At 34.5% G+C, this 18896-nt stretch carries 22 protein-coding genes; 15 read left to right on the plus strand and 7 right to left on the minus strand.

What is annotated here, in order from left to right; translation table 11 throughout:
* Window positions 1–629 precede the first annotated feature (629 nt).
* From ACIQZD_RS24305 to ACIQZD_RS24330, 6 genes are all read left to right on the plus strand, one after another.
* The gene (locus ACIQZD_RS24305; RefSeq protein WP_402907136.1) at window positions 630–1049 is read left to right on the plus strand and encodes a hypothetical protein; all 420 of its coding nucleotides are present in this window, start codon (window positions 630–632) and stop codon (window positions 1047–1049) included.
* A 251-nt stretch (window positions 1050–1300) separates the two neighbouring features.
* Entirely contained in the window at window positions 1301–1762 is a 462-nt protein-coding gene (locus ACIQZD_RS24310) for a flavodoxin (protein WP_402907138.1), read from the plus strand.
* Between the two features lie 36 nt (window positions 1763–1798).
* A complete protein-coding gene (locus ACIQZD_RS24315; RefSeq protein ID WP_402907140.1) occupies window positions 1799–2572 on the plus strand; it encodes a hypothetical protein in 774 nt (257 codons plus the stop codon).
* Between the two features lie 316 nt (window positions 2573–2888).
* Entirely contained in the window at window positions 2889–3452 is a 564-nt protein-coding gene (locus tag ACIQZD_RS24320) for an MOSC domain-containing protein (protein WP_402907142.1), read from the plus strand.
* A 158-nt stretch (window positions 3453–3610) separates the two neighbouring features.
* Window positions 3611–4186 (plus strand): hypothetical protein, encoded by a 576-nt coding sequence (locus tag ACIQZD_RS24325; RefSeq protein WP_402907144.1) that lies wholly within the window; start codon window positions 3611–3613, stop codon window positions 4184–4186.
* Window positions 4187–4527: 341 nt separating this feature from the next.
* Complete coding sequence (locus ACIQZD_RS24330; RefSeq protein ID WP_402907146.1) at window positions 4528–4881, plus strand: hypothetical protein; 354 nt, start codon at window positions 4528–4530, stop codon at window positions 4879–4881.
* Between the two features lie 606 nt (window positions 4882–5487).
* Here ACIQZD_RS24330 and ACIQZD_RS24335 read toward each other — a convergent pair.
* The 6 genes from ACIQZD_RS24335 to ACIQZD_RS24360 all read right to left on the minus strand — a co-directional run bounded on the left by ACIQZD_RS24335 (window position 5488) and on the right by ACIQZD_RS24360 (window position 10537).
* Window positions 5488–5868 carry a RidA family protein gene (locus ACIQZD_RS24335; RefSeq protein ID WP_402907148.1) on the minus strand — a complete coding sequence of 127 codons (381 nt, stop codon included), beginning with the start codon at window positions 5866–5868 and terminating at the stop codon, window positions 5488–5490.
* Window positions 5869–6157: 289 nt separating this feature from the next.
* On the minus strand, window positions 6158–6670 hold the full coding sequence (locus ACIQZD_RS24340) for a DinB family protein (protein WP_402907150.1): 513 nt from the start codon (window positions 6668–6670) through the stop codon (window positions 6158–6160).
* A 129-nt stretch (window positions 6671–6799) separates the two neighbouring features.
* The gene (locus ACIQZD_RS24345; RefSeq protein WP_402907226.1) at window positions 6800–7654 is read right to left on the minus strand and encodes an alpha/beta fold hydrolase; all 855 of its coding nucleotides are present in this window, start codon (window positions 7652–7654) and stop codon (window positions 6800–6802) included.
* A gap of 106 nt (window positions 7655–7760) precedes the next feature.
* The gene (locus ACIQZD_RS24350) at window positions 7761–8858 is read right to left on the minus strand and encodes an NAD(P)H-dependent flavin oxidoreductase (RefSeq protein ID WP_402907152.1); all 1098 of its coding nucleotides are present in this window, start codon (window positions 8856–8858) and stop codon (window positions 7761–7763) included.
* Window positions 8859–8892: 34 nt separating this feature from the next.
* A complete protein-coding gene (locus ACIQZD_RS24355; protein WP_402907154.1) occupies window positions 8893–10095 on the minus strand; it encodes a YbfB/YjiJ family MFS transporter in 1203 nt (400 codons plus the stop codon).
* 52 nt (window positions 10096–10147) lie between these two features.
* A complete protein-coding gene (locus tag ACIQZD_RS24360) occupies window positions 10148–10537 on the minus strand; it encodes a tautomerase family protein (RefSeq protein WP_095395204.1) in 390 nt (129 codons plus the stop codon).
* Window positions 10538–10704: 167 nt separating this feature from the next.
* Here ACIQZD_RS24360 and ACIQZD_RS24365 point away from each other — a divergent pair, with 167 nt between their 5' ends.
* The gene (locus ACIQZD_RS24365; protein WP_402907157.1) at window positions 10705–11601 is read left to right on the plus strand and encodes a LysR family transcriptional regulator; all 897 of its coding nucleotides are present in this window, start codon (window positions 10705–10707) and stop codon (window positions 11599–11601) included.
* A gap of 186 nt (window positions 11602–11787) precedes the next feature.
* Here the strand turns inward: ACIQZD_RS24365 and ACIQZD_RS24370 are convergent, their stop codons facing one another.
* A complete protein-coding gene (locus tag ACIQZD_RS24370) occupies window positions 11788–12138 on the minus strand; it encodes a winged helix-turn-helix transcriptional regulator (RefSeq protein ID WP_101226027.1) in 351 nt (116 codons plus the stop codon).
* Between the two features lie 147 nt (window positions 12139–12285).
* On the opposite strand from ACIQZD_RS24370, the gene ACIQZD_RS24375 reads away from it, so the two are divergent.
* From ACIQZD_RS24375 to ACIQZD_RS24410, 8 genes are all read left to right on the plus strand, one after another.
* The gene (locus ACIQZD_RS24375) at window positions 12286–12870 is read left to right on the plus strand and encodes an NAD(P)H-dependent oxidoreductase (RefSeq protein ID WP_402907159.1); all 585 of its coding nucleotides are present in this window, start codon (window positions 12286–12288) and stop codon (window positions 12868–12870) included.
* 221 nt (window positions 12871–13091) lie between these two features.
* Window positions 13092–14000 (plus strand): PhzF family isomerase, encoded by a 909-nt coding sequence (locus ACIQZD_RS24380; RefSeq protein ID WP_402907161.1) that lies wholly within the window; start codon window positions 13092–13094, stop codon window positions 13998–14000.
* 386 nt (window positions 14001–14386) lie between these two features.
* On the plus strand, window positions 14387–14620 hold the full coding sequence (locus ACIQZD_RS24385; protein WP_402907164.1) for a cyclase: 234 nt from the start codon (window positions 14387–14389) through the stop codon (window positions 14618–14620).
* Window positions 14621–14695: 75 nt separating this feature from the next.
* On the plus strand, window positions 14696–15265 hold the full coding sequence (locus ACIQZD_RS24390; protein WP_402907166.1) for a dihydrofolate reductase family protein: 570 nt from the start codon (window positions 14696–14698) through the stop codon (window positions 15263–15265).
* Window positions 15266–15711: 446 nt separating this feature from the next.
* Entirely contained in the window at window positions 15712–16098 is a 387-nt protein-coding gene (locus ACIQZD_RS24395) for a DUF192 domain-containing protein (RefSeq protein ID WP_101226024.1), read from the plus strand.
* 217 nt (window positions 16099–16315) lie between these two features.
* Window positions 16316–17194, plus strand: coding sequence for a CPBP family intramembrane glutamic endopeptidase (locus tag ACIQZD_RS24400; protein ID WP_402907168.1), 879 nt, complete (start codon window positions 16316–16318; stop codon window positions 17192–17194).
* Between the two features lie 229 nt (window positions 17195–17423).
* Complete coding sequence (locus tag ACIQZD_RS24405) at window positions 17424–17633, plus strand: hypothetical protein (RefSeq protein WP_063235826.1); 210 nt, start codon at window positions 17424–17426, stop codon at window positions 17631–17633.
* Between the two features lie 272 nt (window positions 17634–17905).
* The gene (locus ACIQZD_RS24410) at window positions 17906–18550 is read left to right on the plus strand and encodes a DUF4272 domain-containing protein (RefSeq protein WP_402907170.1); all 645 of its coding nucleotides are present in this window, start codon (window positions 17906–17908) and stop codon (window positions 18548–18550) included.
* Window positions 18551–18896 lie beyond the last annotated feature (346 nt).

The following is an 18896-nucleotide window of genomic DNA, read 5'->3' on the forward strand; positions in this document are numbered from 1 at the left end:
ATAGGGGCAGTTTTTATTGCCGATATTTTCTTCAGAATAAAGTACAGGCTACTGGAATCAATCTAATCACCTCCTTATTTGCATGAGGGCAATTGATAAAATTCGACATATTATTATGGCTATTATATCTTTTGAATAGTTTCACATGTATCCAGATTATTAGCATGAGAAATTTGAGTGAAACAAATGAGGGGCTTAAATGAACCAAGCTAGTATTAATAACTTCGAAAAAAATATCTTTAGGACTATGATTGTCCAATATTCATATTGGACAAATTACGAGCTTAATAGAATATTTCAGAAAGATGCTTTTACTGACGGATTGATTATATAACCTATATGGCTAAAAACTTATTGACATTGATAATCATTATCATTATTATATAAAGTAACATTGATATTGATAATCATTTTCAGTTAATACTTTTGCAAATTCCTATTCCCTGACAATAAAAATTAAAAAGGCTTCAACATATTGAATAAACAGTTTTGGATCAGGAAGAAAAATGAAAATAGGTCAACCTTAAAAGAATAGAAAAGTAAGTCTGACAAAATACAGTCAACTGACTAAGTTAGCGATAACAAATAAAATTCAATAAATACTGAATATGGGTGGAGGAGGAACATCTGTGGATAAAAATTTTATAATATTAGAACAATTTCAGCATCAAGTAAGCTGCTGCTGTCCTGGGCAAAAGCACCAACATATGATTGAGTTCCTTCAAGGTGATGTTTGGACAATTACAAACGAGCGGAAGTATGTTGATTGCTTAGGATGGCACTTTTTAATAGATATCAACAACGAGTTTCAGTTTTTTATGCATGTGGAAGATATTGAGGAACTGTATTCCAAGGGAAGCATTTGCTCCATTTTGGATTTGAATCTAAAAATTAACCATTTAAGCTTTAAAATAAACGAAGCACTCGATGCACATGATAGGCAGTCGTTTCTTTCATTTGCCGATGAACTGAGTAACGTACAGAAAATAAAGAATAAAATTAACATTGGAGATTTACATGCTTTTTGGGAAAACACGACAATTTTATGAACATATTAAATAAAGATGCAATGGACTTTTATATTTCCTGCCCTTTTTGTGGTGTGAGCGTTACATAGACATGATTCCCGTGTAAGTTTGTTAATTAAAATTAATCATTTTTCAGCAAAAAACATCGATACCTATCTTTTTGCTGAAAGATCTGGAAATTCAATTTCACCAAAGTTTAATTAAAGGTGATAATGCTGCTAAGTAGTTTAAGTTTTTACTAATAATCATCAGTGTTGGAAGGGGAACTTATCATGTCTAAATTCATTATGATTTTTGCCAGTATGAGTGGAAATACCGAAGAAATGGCGGATATCATTATAGAAGGAATCACAGAAATCAGTGATGTGAATATCGAAAAGATAGATATAATGGAAGGTCCTGAAGCCTCCATACTTGGAGAGTATGATTGTATCTTATTAGGCGCATATACGTGGGGAGACGGAGAATTACCGGATGATTTTTTAGACTTTTATGAAGAAATGGATCATATTAATCTAACTGGAAAGAAAGCTGCGGTGTTTGGTTCCTGCGATTCATCTTACTCACAATATGGTGCAGCCGTAGATATTTTGACCGAAAAATTAAGAGAACAGGGTGCTGATATCGTCCTAGAAGGATTAAAAGTAGAATTAAACCCAGATGATGAGGATATCAAAAACTGCCAAAATTTCGGGAGGGATTTTATAAAGAAAAGTCTTGTCTCTTCAATATAGAATTAGCTATTTTATGGGGAAAGAGAGGTGAGGGGAATGATGGGTAAGGAACATCGGATTTCCATTGCTACTTTAACTGATTACCATTTACAAGATTTTATAAGGTGTCCTTATCAATTTTACTTTCATCATATAGAAGGAAAAATCACAACTCAATTGGATTGGAGTAAAATGGTTCAAGCTGTGGTTAATCAAGTTGTAAGTCGCTATTATAAACTGCCTCCAATATGTCAGACAACTAAGAAAGTTATGGAGTTCATAGATGATCATTGGAGTGCCATTGATGTACGTCAGTTCGAGTCAAGGAGTCATTATTATATGGTTCTTGCTAATATAACTGACCATTTACTCCAATTTTTAACTTCCAAAAAAATTCAATATCCACCTTTATTTTTATATGAAAAGTTTAACATCAATATTGAGGAGTTGGGGACAGAACTCTCCTTAACTTTTGAAGTAGCAGAATGGTCAAGCAGCTCATACATCATAAAAAAATATGTAGTTGATACACACGAAGAAATGAACTTATTATTTACTAATATGATTTCGGTATTTTGTGAAAAGGCATTTGGTCAATTACCGGAAAGAATAGAGATATTCTCGCTTATGGAAGGTAAAATAGAAACTTATATTCCAACCATGAATGATGTTTCGAATGGATTGGAATACCTCAACATAATCAAGAATCTTTTACAAGAACCCAAAAAGTATTTGAAAACGAATTCTTTACTGGTTTGCAAAAGCTGCTCTTATCAAAAAAGGTGTTATGACGGTAGTAATATAAACCAAGAAGCGGTTAATTATCAATAATTTTATATATGTTCAGAAAACCTCGAATTATATCAGGTTATGGAACAAAAGCATACATAGAGATCAAGGTTGTTTCAATACTTATATCTTAATATATAAAAGGTGTGTAACAGGAAGAACACTTCGTCCATAGGATCTTAAAAGCATAGAAATTATTCAACAGATAATTGATGCAAAAAGTTAGAAGTTTAAATAAGATTCAAATTGAGCTTACAAAGGGAGGTTGCTAAGGCAGCCTTTTTCTTTTTGGATCTTTCTTGGCAGGATAGTTGAATAAAGATATCAAATATAAGTATTGGGGGGGAGTTGAAAGAAAGTGAATGAAGAAAATATCGGCTCGGCTAGCGGAGTAGTAATAGCTGTAAGTAAAAGTGATAAACACACATTCAGCAAGGAAAATTGCAATAGTATAAAACTGTTGAAGGGTTTGGGCGTTGAAGGAGATGCCCATTCGGGTAAAACTGTTAAGCATCGTTCACGTGTAGCGAAAGACCCAAATCAACCTAACCTGCGGCAAGTTCACCTAATCCACTCAGAATTATTAGACGAATTGAAAGACAGGTTTAATGTTACAGCTGGGCAAATGGGTGAAAATATTACCACAAAAGGTATCGACCTGCTTGAATTACCGAAGGATTCGTTACTATTTATTGGGGAAACAGCAGTTATTAAAGTAACAGGCCTACGAAATCCATGTGCCCAGATTGATCAATTTAAATCAGGACTTATGAACGCTGTTTTGGACCGGGATCAGCATGGGAACTTGATACGTAAAGCAGGAATAATGAGCATAGTTTTGGAAAGTGGTGAGGTTCACCCAGGGGACCTGGTTAGAATTCAATTACCACCTTTACCTCATATTCCTCTTGAAAGGGTATAGTGTTTTCAATAGAACTGTTTTTATTTTCAGTAAAACAAATCAAAATAAATGATCGCCTTACTTAGGGGGTTGCTGAGGCAGCCTTTTTCTTATGCAGTTAAAAAGAAATTCGTTTGAATTATAGGTAAAATATGGTAATCTAAATTGGAGGTGATTACTTGAGGAAATGCTTTGTTTTTATTAGCCTATTTGCTTTATTCTTTGTATCAGCTTGTTCATCAAATCCTTCTCTGGAACTAGTAGATGCGAAAGTTGATATTGTTAAAGATAAGGATTTGCTTGGTGCAATTGTGATAACTGAAGGAGAAAGAAAGGGAAATGAGCTGATCCCGACAGCTTTATTTTATGAATTCACCATTAAAAATACAGGTAATAAAACAGCAGGTATTGAAGAAGTTGATAAAGGAATTGAACTTAAGATTGAGCCTAAAGACAAATTAAAATCGGTGTCAGAAGACGTAATGGGCTTCAATATTTATGATCCTGAAGATTATAACGGGAGTGGTGTAGGGTTTGGTCATTCATTTTTACCTGTTCTTAAGCCTGATCAAAAGGGTGAGTATTCTCTTAACTACGATTTAGGTGTAAGCGAAGAAAATTCCCAAGTTCCACTGCTTGTACCTTCAAAAGAAAAATTAGCTGAACTTAAAGAGTATGCATTAGATGCTTTTTTAGTTGTGACAATTGAAAATCAAGAAATGGCAAGATTTGACCTGAATAAACTTAAAAACTAACGGGTGCTTTTTGAAGATCGGAGCTGTCATTAAGATGGCTTTTTCTTTATGCAACAAAAGGACAAGTATAAGACAAATTTACTAATAGTAATGGGAGAATATTATCATGGGCCATTTAAAAAGGAAAATTGCCATTATTACGGGAGTAAGCCGTCTTAACTGTAAAACGATGAAGATGGCGCAACCAAAGATGTTTGAATCTAAGAAGCTATAGTCATTTTTAATCATTTTAATATTCAGTTTATTCTGATATTATAAAAGGGATAAAGATTGGAGGAGGAAATAACATAAAAAGCTTATTTTCAATCTTAAGTACCTTTGTGTTAGTTCTGGTAGGTGGAATGGTATTAGGTACTTCTTCTGCTCAAGCAAGTGTTCCTCAGTATTCTTTTCAAACAGAAGATGGAAAATGGGATGGTGAAATTGGAAATCCTAACAAAGGTAGTGACCTACAGGTAGAACTGGTTTCCCCAATCTATTTAAAGACCTCTTCTGGAAGTAAGTTATTGACTAATTATAGTAACGTATGGTCTCGTCTCTGCAATGCTAGTACTGGAAAGTGCACAGGCTATCATAGCTTAGCAGGTGGAAAGACATTATTCACAGGCATGAAAATAGGTAAATTTTATGTTGATGTGAAAGATGGATACTCTTCTGGAAAAGTATATGGAAAACTTCAAATTGTTTTCAAATAACTTGTATTACTTGCTACCCACTCTTAATGGGTAGCTTTTTATATGAAAAGTTTCTGAAATAAATAAGTATCTTTACACTGCCCTTTTTTCCAGAAAAGAAGTGAAGTTTACTGACATGACTAGTACGTTCGCAAACTCTACAAAGGGTACGAGCCATAGTACTACAAGATACAGTAAATGGTGTTTGTGTAGACATGAAATAAAGTTTGATACTTTGTTAATGAACTAACTGGGCAGGTTAGTTCATTAAGAAAATGAAAGAATAAAAGAAAATTATAATAAAAGGAGCTTATCAATGATAATAGGTTTATACGAAGCACATTTACCAGTAAGTAATTTAAATCGTTCAATTGGAATTTTATGAAGGACTTGGTTTGCAATTTGATCACAAGGTTGAAGACAGATTAGCTTTTCTGGTAGTATATACCTGTTTTCAACTTAAAGGTGTTTTTTATTTGTCTCACTCTAAGAGTACAGTCCCCTTTGATACATAAGGATTCTTCTACACATATCGTTAATTTACCAACGTTCTATATACGAATAGGAAAAGAATTATTAATAAGCTCTATCTATTTTGATAGAGCTCTTTTTACCTAGTATCTACAATTATGATCTTCTAGCTATCATTTCTATTTCAATCTGTGCACCTAGAGGTAGGGATGCTACGCCTATAGTTGTACGAGCAGGATATGGTGCAGAAAATTGTTGTACATACACTTCATTCATTGCTGCAAAGTTATCCATATTAGTTAAAAACACATTTACTTTTTCAACATCGTCAGGGACTAAACCAGCTACCTCCAATACATTAAAAAGGTTCTTAAAGCATTGCTTTGTCTGTTTAACAATATCACCTTCTACAAGCTTTCCAGTCTGTGAGTCTATAGGGGTTTGCCCGGATAAAAATAGTAAATCCCCTGTTTCAACTGCATGTGAGTATGGGCCAACAGCAACAGCTCCATCTGCATTAAAAGCCTTTCTTGACATATAAAACTCCTCCTTTAATTATAAAATATTTATATAGCAGCATCGTGAGATATCTGTTATACATCAACAAAAATAAGTTGTAGAATGGATAAATACAATTAATAGTGATTGTAAAGTAGATTTTGATTTAAACTGAAAGCCTCTATATTGAATGCTCTTAATCTTTATCTTTATCTTTATCTTTATCATAATTTGGTGATGGACTAGAGTGTGTTTGATGATAATTTAGTTATACGCTTTTAACACATATAGTACCGTCCATTTGTGACGGTACTATAATAAAGTTTTTTTAATAATTGTTTGAACTAATGGACCTTATTCTTTCTTTCATTTGAATAATCCGTTTGAACGAGTTTATTGTAGCAAAATGCATGCCTTCATGATATAAACTAAAACTGAGTAATTCTTCTACTGTTGATAAAGTAAGACCTGTTGACGTAGTAAAAGGCGTCTCGATAACTTCTTTTAACCGAAATTCCAATGTTTGTTCAATCCTGTCGATTTGATTTTCTAATAATTGGTTTAATTCGCTGATCGTTGGTAACGCCTGATCCCTCCAAATGATGTGCTTTGTGCCAGTAGTGAATAATTCCGTAAAGTTATTCGGCTCTATCATTTTTTCCTTAATAAAATAAAATGCGAACTTTTCTTGCACAACATATATATCTCCTAGATTCCATTTTATATTATTATTGAATCCTTCTGGAATAAACAGTGATACTTCATCATCCATTTCTAGCACGCAATTAATTGTGTTTTCTCGAACAAATCTTAATTGTTTAAGCAGGTAGTTTTTCATCATTTACTTCATGGAAGGTCTGTTTGACAATAGCAGTGGCAGAGTGATCCTTGCTACCTAAAGGTCTTAACCTAACTAGGTGTTTTTTATCTTTTCCAATCACCTTTATATCTTAAACTTTGATTTAATTCGTTAAATGCCATTTTCCTTTAAGAAATTTAAAATCAATTCACCTATTTCATTCGCATGTGTTTCCAATGCAAAATGACCAGTATCTAATAAATGAATCTCAGTATTTGGTAAATCTTTCAAAAATGCTTTAGCACCCTCTGGAATAAATGAAGCATCATTTTTACCCCAAGTTGCCAATAATGGTGGTTGATATTCGCGAAGATACTGTTGAAATTGTGGGTACAGCTTCACATTATTTTGGTAATCAAATATTAAATCTAATTGCTTTTCGTCAGTTCCCGATCGAGACATATATGCAATATCAAGAGTATAGCCATCAGGAGAAACCTGATTATTTTTTGTTCCATCAAGATATTGGTTCTTGATCGTGTCGGGTTCAAAAGCTGTCCGATAACTTTCTCTTTTTTCTTGTGTTGGATTACGCCAATATTCTGCTCGAGTAGCCCATTTTTTACCCAAGCCTTCATGATAGATGTTCCCATTTTGACTAATTATTGCTGTTACACGTTCTGGATGGTGCATAGCTAACCGAAAGCCAATTGGCGCCCCATAATCAAAGACATATAGTGCATACTTAGTAAGCCCTAGTCGGTCAATGAAACCTTCAACAATTTCAGTAATATGATCAAATGTATAAACAAAATCCACTCTATTAGGTGATGTTGTTTGTCCGAAACTGGGATAATCAGGGGCAATCAAATGAAAGTCTTTTGCTAGAATAGGTATTAAATCTCGGAACATGTGACTTGCGGATGGAAAACCATGGAGTAATAAAATTACAGGTTTATTTGGATCACCAGCCTCACGGTAAAAAACACTTAATCCCTCTACCTTTAAAAAATGGTATGTCTGCATATTAAAACCTTCCATTAGAGTATTCTCACGGATAATAATTTTTTTGACACTTCTATTTTGTTGAGTGCCAACTTAGTTTCTAGGGAATCTACAACTTTATTTCAGTCTAAATCATTCCGAGAATAGAAATCCTTTTGATTAGAACATTTGCTTCATCGATGGTCTGCTTAACAATTGCAGTAGCAGAGTGATCCGTAGCTAACCTAAGACCTTGCCCGGCCCAAAGTGACATGAAATCTTGATTGTTTTGTGCACTAGAAGTCTTTCTAATATCCTGGGTTAGTGTATTTTGAACAGGGAAATCTGGTAAAAACCGTTCGTGCTTTTGCATTTCTAAAATAAATTTATTTTCTATTCCTCTTGCCCATTTACCAGAAAAGGCACGAGTAAAGGTTGTCTGGTCTTCATCAGCATTTAAAATGGCCTCTTTATGTACCTTATGTGCTCCACTTTCAATACAAGTCAAGAAAGCTGTACCCATTTGTATACCTTGTGCTCCTAAGCAGAGTGAAGCCATTAATCCTCTTCCATCCATAATTCCTCCAGCAGCAATAACAGGTATGCTTACATTGTCAACAACCTGCGGAATAAGCGACATTAAACCTATTAGGCTCTCCTGACGACTATCAATAAAGTTCCCGCGGTGCCCGCCAGCTTCACTGCCCTGCACAACAACCATATCCATTCCTGCTTTTTCATTTTCAACGGCTTCCCTAACCGTTGTAGCTGTTCCTATAAGAGTGATGTTATGTTGTTTTAACTCATCCATCACTTCCTGTGGAGGAATACCAAATGTAAAGGAACAAATAGATACATTCTCTTCAATGACAACCTTAACTTGTTCAATAAAGCTTTCAAAAATTGTTTTATATTCAGGAATGTCAAAGCTGTCTGTTGGTTCTAAATTTAATTGCTTACGAATTGTGTGTAAAATCTGGTTAGCTGATTGTACTGCGTCAGGGGTTACGTTAAATTCGTTTGGCACGAATAGATTGATGCCAAAAGGGTTTGACGTTAACTGCTTGATTTCTCTAATCTGCTCTCTTGATTGTATTGGTGTCTGATAGCCTGCTCCGATCATTCCAAGTCCCCCAGCATTGGACACCTCGGCTACTAAATCCGAAGTGGTGATCCCGCCTGCCATAGGAGCTTGTATAATAGGATTCTTAATCTTTAAATGCTTCATCATTTCATTATTTAACATCATTGACTCCCCCAATTTTGTATTTTGATCCTAATTAATTCTCTTCTGTTTTTTTTATATTGGATGGATGAACGTTAGGGTTGATCTCGAAATGAATCCCACTTGAAAGCAAAATTGCCCCAAAGAAGACAACACTTGCTGCGCCAATAAAAGCAGCATTGAAATCATGTGTGAGTGATGATAAAACCCCAGCAAGGGTTGGTCCTATCAACTGTCCAATAGCATAAATAGCGGTAAGCATGCCAATGGTCCGATTGCTATCAGATGGATTCATTTCCCGTCCCAATGTTGTAACCAGGGTCGTGATACCCATAAACGTGGCTCCAAATAATAAAGCACTTATGACAAAACTAGTTTTTGACATCCAAAAAGCTGGCATCGCAATACCCAAGGATTGCAGAGCCATTGCAAGCACTAAAGATTTAATGTATCCACATTTTTTAGCTAGTAAAGACCAAATGAGACAGGATGGAATCGCAGCCAATCCCACCATCAGCCAAACTAAGGTGGCACCATTATGAAAGTATGAGGTCTTTTCAGCGATAGATACGATAAACGTTCCTGTAACAATGTAACCCAATCCTTCTAAACCATACGCAATAATCAACCATATAAGCCATTTAGTGGGGGGCACTTTTACAATAATATCTTGTTTATTTTTCTTCTTAACAACGTTGTGGGTTTCATCGAGCCAGATCCATACAAAGATAGCAAGGATTCCACTCACAACAGCTAGTCCTATCCATGTTCCTTCCCACCGAAATAAATGGTTTAAACTCGGAATCATTAGACTGGATAAAAAGATTCCCAAACCTACTCCCCCATAAAACAACCCCGACCAACTGGTTTTTCTTATAGCCGCAAGTTTATCTAACACGATACCAGAGGCTAAGACCAAAACAAACGCACTGGCAAACCCTGATAGAAAGCGAAGCACATTCCATAGTAAATTAGAGTATGTGAGAGCCATCAGGGCAGTGGTTAAGATACTGATGATGAGACTTACTCTTAATAAATTGGTTCTATACTTCTTAAACGGAATGGCACCAGCTAAAATTGCTCCAAGCAAATATCCTGCGTAATTACTAGATGCTATATAACCAGCAGTTGTATTTGATAAAGAAAGGTCTTTTTGCATAAGTGGAAGAATGGGAGTATATGCAAATCTTCCAATCCCCATTGCAATGATTAAAGAAAATATTCCCCCTATTAAAAAAAGATAAGTTTGCTTCTTCATAGATACAGATACACCTCAATAAAATTGTATATTATAACCATATCTTTTTTAGTTATAATGAACCTGTTAGAAACTGTGCTTCTCCTAGCCCAAAACTCCAATCAGCATCGCTGTTTTCTGTTATAGATACCATCAAGTCTTGTGGAGAAATCCCACATTCTGATTCAAGTTTAAGTGCAAGAAGTGAGTATAATGTTTCTTTCTGTTTTTCAGTTCTTTTTTTACTAACAATACTAATAATTACTAAGTCTCTGCTTCTTTTAAACCCCAGTCCAGTATCCTCGATTATTAGCTCATGCGGTGGGTGCTGATGAACTATTTGATAACGATCACTTTCAGGCACTTGGAAAGCTTCCACCATCGCACGATGAGCTGAATCCAATAATTTTTTAAGAGTTTCCTCGTTTCTTCCTTCTACTAAGTCAAAACGTAATAATGGCATTTTTGTGTGTCTCCCCTCAAAAAGTAATAATGTCTTTAGAGTATCCAGTTAAATGTAGGATATTATAAGCATATCTTTTCTTTGCTATATGGTATAATACATAAAATCGATATTTGGTATCACTCTTAACGATGGCCAAAAGGTATATCAACTAAGGAGAGATTATTTTGGATTTGCATTCATTAAAAATTTTCCAGAGTGTTGCTAAGATGGGGAGTATTTCTCAAGCAGCGAGGGAACTTCAATATGCACAGTCAAATATCACGATGAAAATACAGCAGTTGGAATCGGATCTTCAAACAACTCTTTTTTATAGACATAATCGTGGCACTGCATTAACTGACAAAGGAAGCATGTTGCTAACATATACAGAAAAAATATTCGATCTTATAGAAGAAACCAAAAATATGATGAATGATGATCAAACACCTAGAGGTCCGTTAATTATTGGTTCAATGGAAACAACCGCAGCAGTCCGCTTACCAGTCTTATTTTCAAAGTATCATAAAGACTTTCCAGAGGTTGATTTAACTTTAAAAACAGGTTCTACAGAACAAAATATTCAAGCAGTTCTTCAGAATGAACTTGATGGAGCATTTGTATCTGGCCCTATTAATCATCCTGATCTCATTCAGAAAGAAGTATTCGAAGAGGAACTAATGCTTATTACAGATACAGTTCATCCTCCAATATCTTCTTCAATCAAAGAAATTCAAAAAAGGACGTTGCTTGTATTTCATTCAGGATGTGCTTATCGTGAAAAGTTTGAACAATGGTTATACCAAGAGAAGATGATACCCAATAAGATAATGGAATTTGGCACTATAGATGGAATCATCGGTTGTGTAGCAGCTGGTCTAGGTATAAGTATGCTTCCACAAAGTGTGATTACAAAGTATGTACAAGACGGAATCATTAGACAACATTCAATTCCGAATCTATACGGAAAAGTCAAAACAGTATTCATTTATCGAAAAGATAAGTATGTACCTGCGTCTTTAATTAAATTTATCAATATGATATGTGATGAGGAGGAATTGTTAGATAATAAAAGGTTAATTTAAGTGGAGTGATATTTTCTTCAATTTACAAAGATTGTGAAGGAATGTACTTAAACTAAAAGGTGCGTTAGCTGAAGATCGGAGCTCTCTCTAAGGCAGCTTTTTCTTATGGAGCTAACGGGGCAGGTTAGTTTAAGATAAACCATGCAAACATAATTAAAAAGAAAAAGCTAAAGACCAGTATAGGCTTTAGCTTTTTCTTAATTCCTTATATTTTTTCCCCCACTCGCCCATACTCTCTAGTATAGGAATAAAACTTTTCCCTAAAGATGTCAGCGAATATTCTACCTTTGGAGGAACTTCTTTATATACTTCTCTGTGAACCATTTGGTCTTCTTCCAATTCTCTCAACTGACGTGTCAGTATTCCTTTTGAAATATCAGGTAAAAGCCTTTGAAGTTCATTAAATCTTCTTGTCTGTCTGCTTAAATGCCATAAGATAATGATTTTCCATTTTCCTGCAATTATGTCTTGAGTTTCTGTAACTGGACAAACCTCTATTTGGTCCTCTGGAGGTTCACCGAACCTACTTCGTGCCATAATCAATACCTCTCTTTCTTGATGGTACTATTTTTGTGACTATGTTATAAAAAAGTGACTACTTTTAAAAAAACGTCTAACACTATAATATTAGATTACGATTAGTAATCAAATAAAAGGTTATTAAATACTTGGAGGTTATTTTAAATGAAACATCTTGTCGTCTATGCACATCCAAACCCTGAAAGCTTAAATCACTCTATCTTGGGAACAACAGTCAATACATTAAAGAAAAATGGCCACGAAGTTGTTGTCCGTGATTTATATGCACTTGATTTTCAACCTGTACTGAAACCAGAAGATACAGCAGCTATGAAAGTAGGAAAAACTCCTGATGATATTAAAACTGAACAAGAATTTATTGCTGAAGCAGACGTAATAACATTTATTTACCCTATTTGGTGGGCAGGTCTTCCAGCTATTCTTAAAGGATATGTAGACCGGGTATTTGCATTTGGGTTTGCTTATTCTGCTGGACCAGAAGGTGTAATTAAGTTATTAGAAGGTAAAAAAGGTTTTATCATCAATACACATGGTACTCCTAATGAGGTTTACGATGAAATCGGTATGACAGCAGGTTTGAAAGTCACTTCTGACATTGGAATATGGGATTTTACTGGAATAGAACCTGTGGACCATTTACTATTCGGAAGTATTGGATACCTTGATGAAGAAGCATATAAAGGTATGTTAAAGAAAGTTGAAGATACAATTAATTCCCATTTCTCATAAGCACATTTCTCATAAGCACATACAAATATTAGAAATGACTACTCATAACTGGGTAGTCTTTTATTATTTTTGAAAGGTTCTTATTCCACTAACGGGTGCGTAGTTCTTTAAAGAGCTGTGACGATCACTCTTTTTCTTGTGAGCTAACGGGGTAATATTTAATATAATAAGAATTATAGATAGTATAAAGGACCGGAACTATATTAAAGGTGGGAAATGACATGGCAAGAAAGTACCGATTATATCAAATTGATTCATTTACGAAAGAAAAATTATCGGGTAATCCTGCTGGTGTAATTACAAATGCAGATGGTTTATCTTCGGGTGAGATGCAGAGGATTGCTAGAGAGCTTAACAATTCGGAAACGGCATTTATATTTAAATCAGACAATAGCGAATCTGATGTACATATTCGTTTTTTTACGCCTACTCATGAGGTTCCCATCTGTGGACATGCGACGATTGCTGCCCACTATGCTCGTGCAGTTGAAAATAGTTTAAATACAGGTAAAGTTTATCATAAAACTGATGCCGGCATTTTACCAGTCGATGTGATTAATGAAGATAATGATTACAAAATTATAATGACGCAGGGGAGTATAAGTTTTGATGCGGTGATTGATGGTCTAGCTTTAGAAAACATATTTACTGCTTTCAATATTAGTGAAAATGATTTATTTGAAGATTGTCCAGTACAAATCGTTTCTACCGGGCATTCCAAGGTGATGATTGGAATTAAAAATTCGGAACTTCTTCACCAATTAAACCCTAATATGGATTTACTAACAAAAGTCAGTGGATTAATTAATTGCAATGGTTTCTATGTGTTTACGATGAATGCTCCCGACTCTGAAATCTTAATTCATGGAAGAATGTTTGCTCCAGCAATTGGTATTAACGAAGACCCTGTTACAGGTAATGCGAACGGCCCTTTAGGCGCATATTTAATACACCATGGACTTGTCAAACATGATAATACTTTATTTAGTTTTAAAGCAGTGCAGGGCGAAGCTATAAACCGGGCGGGAGTCATTGATGTACAAGTGAAAATTTGTAATCAGGAACCAGAGGAAGTAAGGATTGCGGGAAATGCTGTAATCGTATTTAAGTCCGAGTTATTACTTGAATAGCCATTCAACGTGCGTTAGCTTAAGATCGAAGCTGTCTTGTCTTAAGGCAGCTTTTTAATGGTTCAGATTAGCTTAACCTGGACCATATAAACATTATTGTAGCGTATTTAGATTTTGTGCCCTTAATAAGCTTACAACTAACTCGAGGTTGAGAGAATAGATCCTTGTTACAAATACTATTAGTTTTCTTCGTTCAATAAGGAAGGTTGTTGATGCAGCCTTTTTCTTATGGAACTATCGGGGAAGTTAGTTGAAGAAGGTGATTGTCTTTTTCGTCTAGAATATGTCTTTTGAGAACTGTGGAAAGGTGTAAAAACCCCTGTGTTGCCAAAAGGCTAATTTATCAATGCAATTGCAGTATCAATCAATATTTTAGGAGGGTTCAAATGGATAAAAGAGTTCAATTTGACTTTGAAATAGAGTTTACTAATGGCGGTGGGCTACAAGGGCAGGAATTCCGCCTTGATATTGATGGAGATGACATCACTGACCAAGAGTTAGCCAAGTATATTGTAGAGGATATGAGGTTACTAATGGTTGGAGAAGTTAAGATATTTAATAAAAAGATAATTTATGAAAAACATAAACGAAAACCTGTTGATGAGACCTCTGAAAAGTAATCGACTTCAGCTAACAAGTGCGTTAGCTGAAGATTGGAGCAAACAATATTCAAATGATTATAGGGAGGAAGAATTATGTCCAATAACGTAAGACCAAGAAGAATGATTTTAGATTTAGCAGTTACTTTAGATGGTTTTATAGAAGGGGAAAATGGGGAAGTTGATTGGTGCATCATGGACCCTGAGATGGGGTTTATTAATTTCTTAAATCAAATTGATACTATTTTATATGGAAGAAAAAGCTACGATTTATGGGGACAATTCACTCCAGGAATTGAAGATGCCGATACTGAAAAAGAACTTTGGGAAATAGTTCATAGTAAAAAAAAATACGTGTTTTCCAGAACGCAAAAAGGGACTGATAATAAAGCAATATTTATAAATGATAATATTGTTGAAGAAGTAAATAAATTAAAGAATAAGCCTGGTAAAGACATCTGGCTATATGGCGGAGCAAGTCTTATTACAACATTTATCAATTTAGGGCTTGTTGATGAATTTAGATTATCTGTTCATCCTGTTATTTTGGGAGAAGGAAAACCTTTGTTTATTGATATAAAGCAGAGGTTGAATTTAAAATTGGTTAATACAAAAACGTTCTCCTCTGGCGTTGTGCAACTAATATATCATTTGAATGAAAATTAATAATATTGTACATTCCAAGGATAAAATTAAATATCATTAGGAAATATTCGATAGTTAGTGTTGTGAATTCTTCAACAATCGCGTGCTTTAATGGTGCAAGCGATATTAGACATTCTAGATGATGAGAGGAAAAAATGGTTTTAGTATGCGAAAAATTGCACCAACCAGAATAAAAATGGCTTAAGCAGGAGCTGTGCAACAGCTCCTTTTTTTTATGCAACAAACGAGGCAGTTGAACAAATCTTCATATATATTGTTGCTGTGATTATTGAAAACGAAGAATTAAATTTAAAACCATAGAATAAGTATTAGATGTGAAAAGGGATTTCCTTAGTTATTTTTCTTCTTGTTTTTGTTTTATCTTCAATTTTATTCCTTCTAATTACTAAGGGAAAAGACGTTTGAATATCTTTCCTGCTTATAATACTACTCTAAGGTGAGTGAACATGAAAAATAGAATAAAAACAAAAATGATAAAAATACTCAGCGGAAACAGGGAAACTAGATTAACCGTTCAAGTTGCAGATACTCAAAGAAAAAGAGATAAGGGCTTAATGTTTGTTGGGAAATTACCCGAAAACGAAGGGATGTTATTTGTGTTTCCAGTAAAAATATATGGTGGCTTCTGGATGAAAAACACATTAATTCCTTTATCTATTGCTTTTCTTGATTCAGATGGGGAAATTCTAAAAATACTTCATATGGAGCCTTGTAAAGAAGATATATGTCCTACCTATGATCCAGAAATTTCTTATCACTATGCAATTGAAGTGAACCTTGGATGGTTTGAAAAGAATCAAATTAAAGAAGGGGATTATGTAAGATTTTATTGAAATTGATCTCACCTCTAGTTTTTCTTATAGGTGAGGTGATTTTTTAGGTAAAATTACTGGAAAGTTGGTGCGTTAGCTGAAAATCGGAGCTGTCTTTAAGGCAGCTCTTTCTTATGCAGCTATCGGGCAGTTTACAGGAGTGCTGTTTGATCTTTGTTCAAGGCTCTTTTCATCATGCTTGTGGATTTTAAGTAACATGAGGGGTAATTTACTTTTTATGGTATTGTATATTCAGGGACTTATTCAGCTAAAGAGCAGTTATTCCGAACGTTTATCTGAAACGATTAAATCGTGCTTTCTTAAAGGGGGGATTAGCATAAATCGCTCACGGACAAATATGTTTCTCTTATTTTTGGCAATCTTATTTTTCGCAGGTCTTATTCTTTTTTCATATAGGTTGTTTGTTTGGGGATTATTGCCACTCATATTCTTGCTTATTCTCTACATCTCAACTAATAAATACCGTTCATCAGTTTCCTTGTTTATTTTCTTCTTATTAGGTACATTGGTGTATCAACTCGGAAGCAGCTATATCAATGAATGGAACATATCCAAAGAAATGAAAATCATAATAAACAGATGTTTACTTATGTTTATTATGATTGGAACGATGATTTCACTAATGTTGTCTAAGCAGAAGATATTTTTCTACGCACTATTACCAGATTGGCACAGGCGTATCACAATGCCGTTTCATACAATTAAATTACCGTATTTTTTACTTATTGGGCTAATGGTATCGAGCACAATACTTATACCATTATTTAGTCAAGAAATGAGCGATTTAAAGACAGTATTACTTTTCGGTATATTGTTTGCCATCATAAACGCTACACTTGAAGAAGTAATTTGGAGAGGTATTATGTTATCTAGTTTAAAAAGAAATGTTTCCACCTTTTATGCTGTCGTAATAACCAGTATCGGATTCGGGCTACTACATATACCAATTGGAATTCCTGTAATAATAAGCTTACTTTTTTCTTTTGGTGGGCTTTTTTATGCAATCGTAGTTTTAAAGTCCGATAGTATATATCCATCCATAGTTTTTCACATTGTTATCAACTTGGGTATGGTTTTCAATGGATGGATAATTTGAACTTGTTCCATACATGGTTTCTTAATGAACGAACGGGTGCTTTAGCTGAAAAATCGGAGCTGTCTTTTAAGGCAGCTCTTTTCTTTTTGTAATGGGGCAGATTTAAGATATATCCATCTGTTTAATTGAGTGCCAGCTCATGTTATAATGAATAGCTTACGATAATTACTGTTTCTGAACGGATGCCAAAAAGCCTCCGCATAGCGATAAAATATGGAGGTGTAAGAGAATGAATAAACAATGGACGATTGGTAAAATTAAAGAATTTGTTGAGAATAATTCGGAAAGTAAGTTGCTGACGACGGAATATCACGGTTTTTCTCAAAAGTTACTATTTAAATGTACATGTGGCAGCAACTTTGAAAAAACATTCAAGAAATTCAAAAATAATAACCAACGTAAATGTGATGTGTGCCAACCGCCTAAAGCGGCACGATAACATATAGTGAATAAACCGAAGTGCTAATTTCTATTAAAGAGAAGTTGGCACTATTTTTATTTTGGGAAATAAAAGTGGTTTTCACTAAAGGGGAGTTTAGACGAATATTCCTTCTGGAACGAACGGGTGCTTTAACGGAAGATCGGAGCTGAAGCTTTTTTTATGCAACTAAATGCCCAGGAAAGTTGGGTAGCATGTTACAATACGGTCTGTGGAAAGTTTTTCTAATAGTAATTTTAAAGAAGCGGGATCAGATAATAGTGAGGTGCGGAATGAAAAGTTCGAAAAAGAGAAAAAAACAATCCGAAAAAATATTAAAGACCCTAAAGGTACCAATAAATAAACATTTACCCTTAACGGAAAATGAAGAAGAAGTTTCCCTTAGAACAAAAGAAGAAATTATAAACAGAATTATTTCATTAGCAATAGTCTCAGCAAAAGCCATGGAGGCTCCGCCAGAAAAAATTGAGGAATTTATTGAAAGGTATAATGCTAATGAATTATTCACAAAAGAAGAACAACAGTTTTTAAAGAAAAAACACGCTAATCAGAACGAGCTGATCCAATACTCGTGGAAGTTAGAATGTATTTGGCTTCTGCTTTGGTCTGTAAATTTAATATCCGATATAGATGTTCCAGCCGATACGTGCAATGCTGAATATGTTTTTGAGACGGTTTTTTCTCTTCATTCTAAACAAGAGTTGCTTGATGAATCCACTTTAAAACCAACCAGTGATATATTAGATAGTCTTGACTTTATTTATAGGGCACATTGGGCGGTACGAGAAGCCCAAATAAATCATTTGGAAGTTCCATCATCTCTAGATGAAGGCGTTGTATATGAAAGGCATTACACTCTTAATTGGCTAGTAAATTATATGGATCAAGAATGGGAGGAAATAAGTACAGATACATAATAGCTGCAATACATACTTTTATGCTCCTATATCAGGGTTAAATGTGAAGTTATCCACTTAATCAAACAGGTAGGAAGGTTGCTGAGGCAGCCTTTTTCTTATGCCACTAACGAGGCAGGTTAGTTCATTAAGGTATACACCAAACTTCAGAAACAGAACAATAGAATCATAACAATTTTAAAAGTCTTTTTCTCCAATCCTCAGCAAGAGCATCAACCGTCAATATTTTTTTCTGTTCCAATTATATTCCTTCGGTTTTCCACAGCTTAATTAATAATTTTTCGATTCAAATAGAAGTTACCCCACTTCCATTAAAAGGGTTATAAACTTAATGTTTCTTTTAACC

Source organism: Peribacillus sp. NPDC096447 (genome assembly GCF_044762725.1).
Taxonomy (GTDB): domain Bacteria; phylum Bacillota; class Bacilli; order Bacillales; family DSM-1321; genus Peribacillus.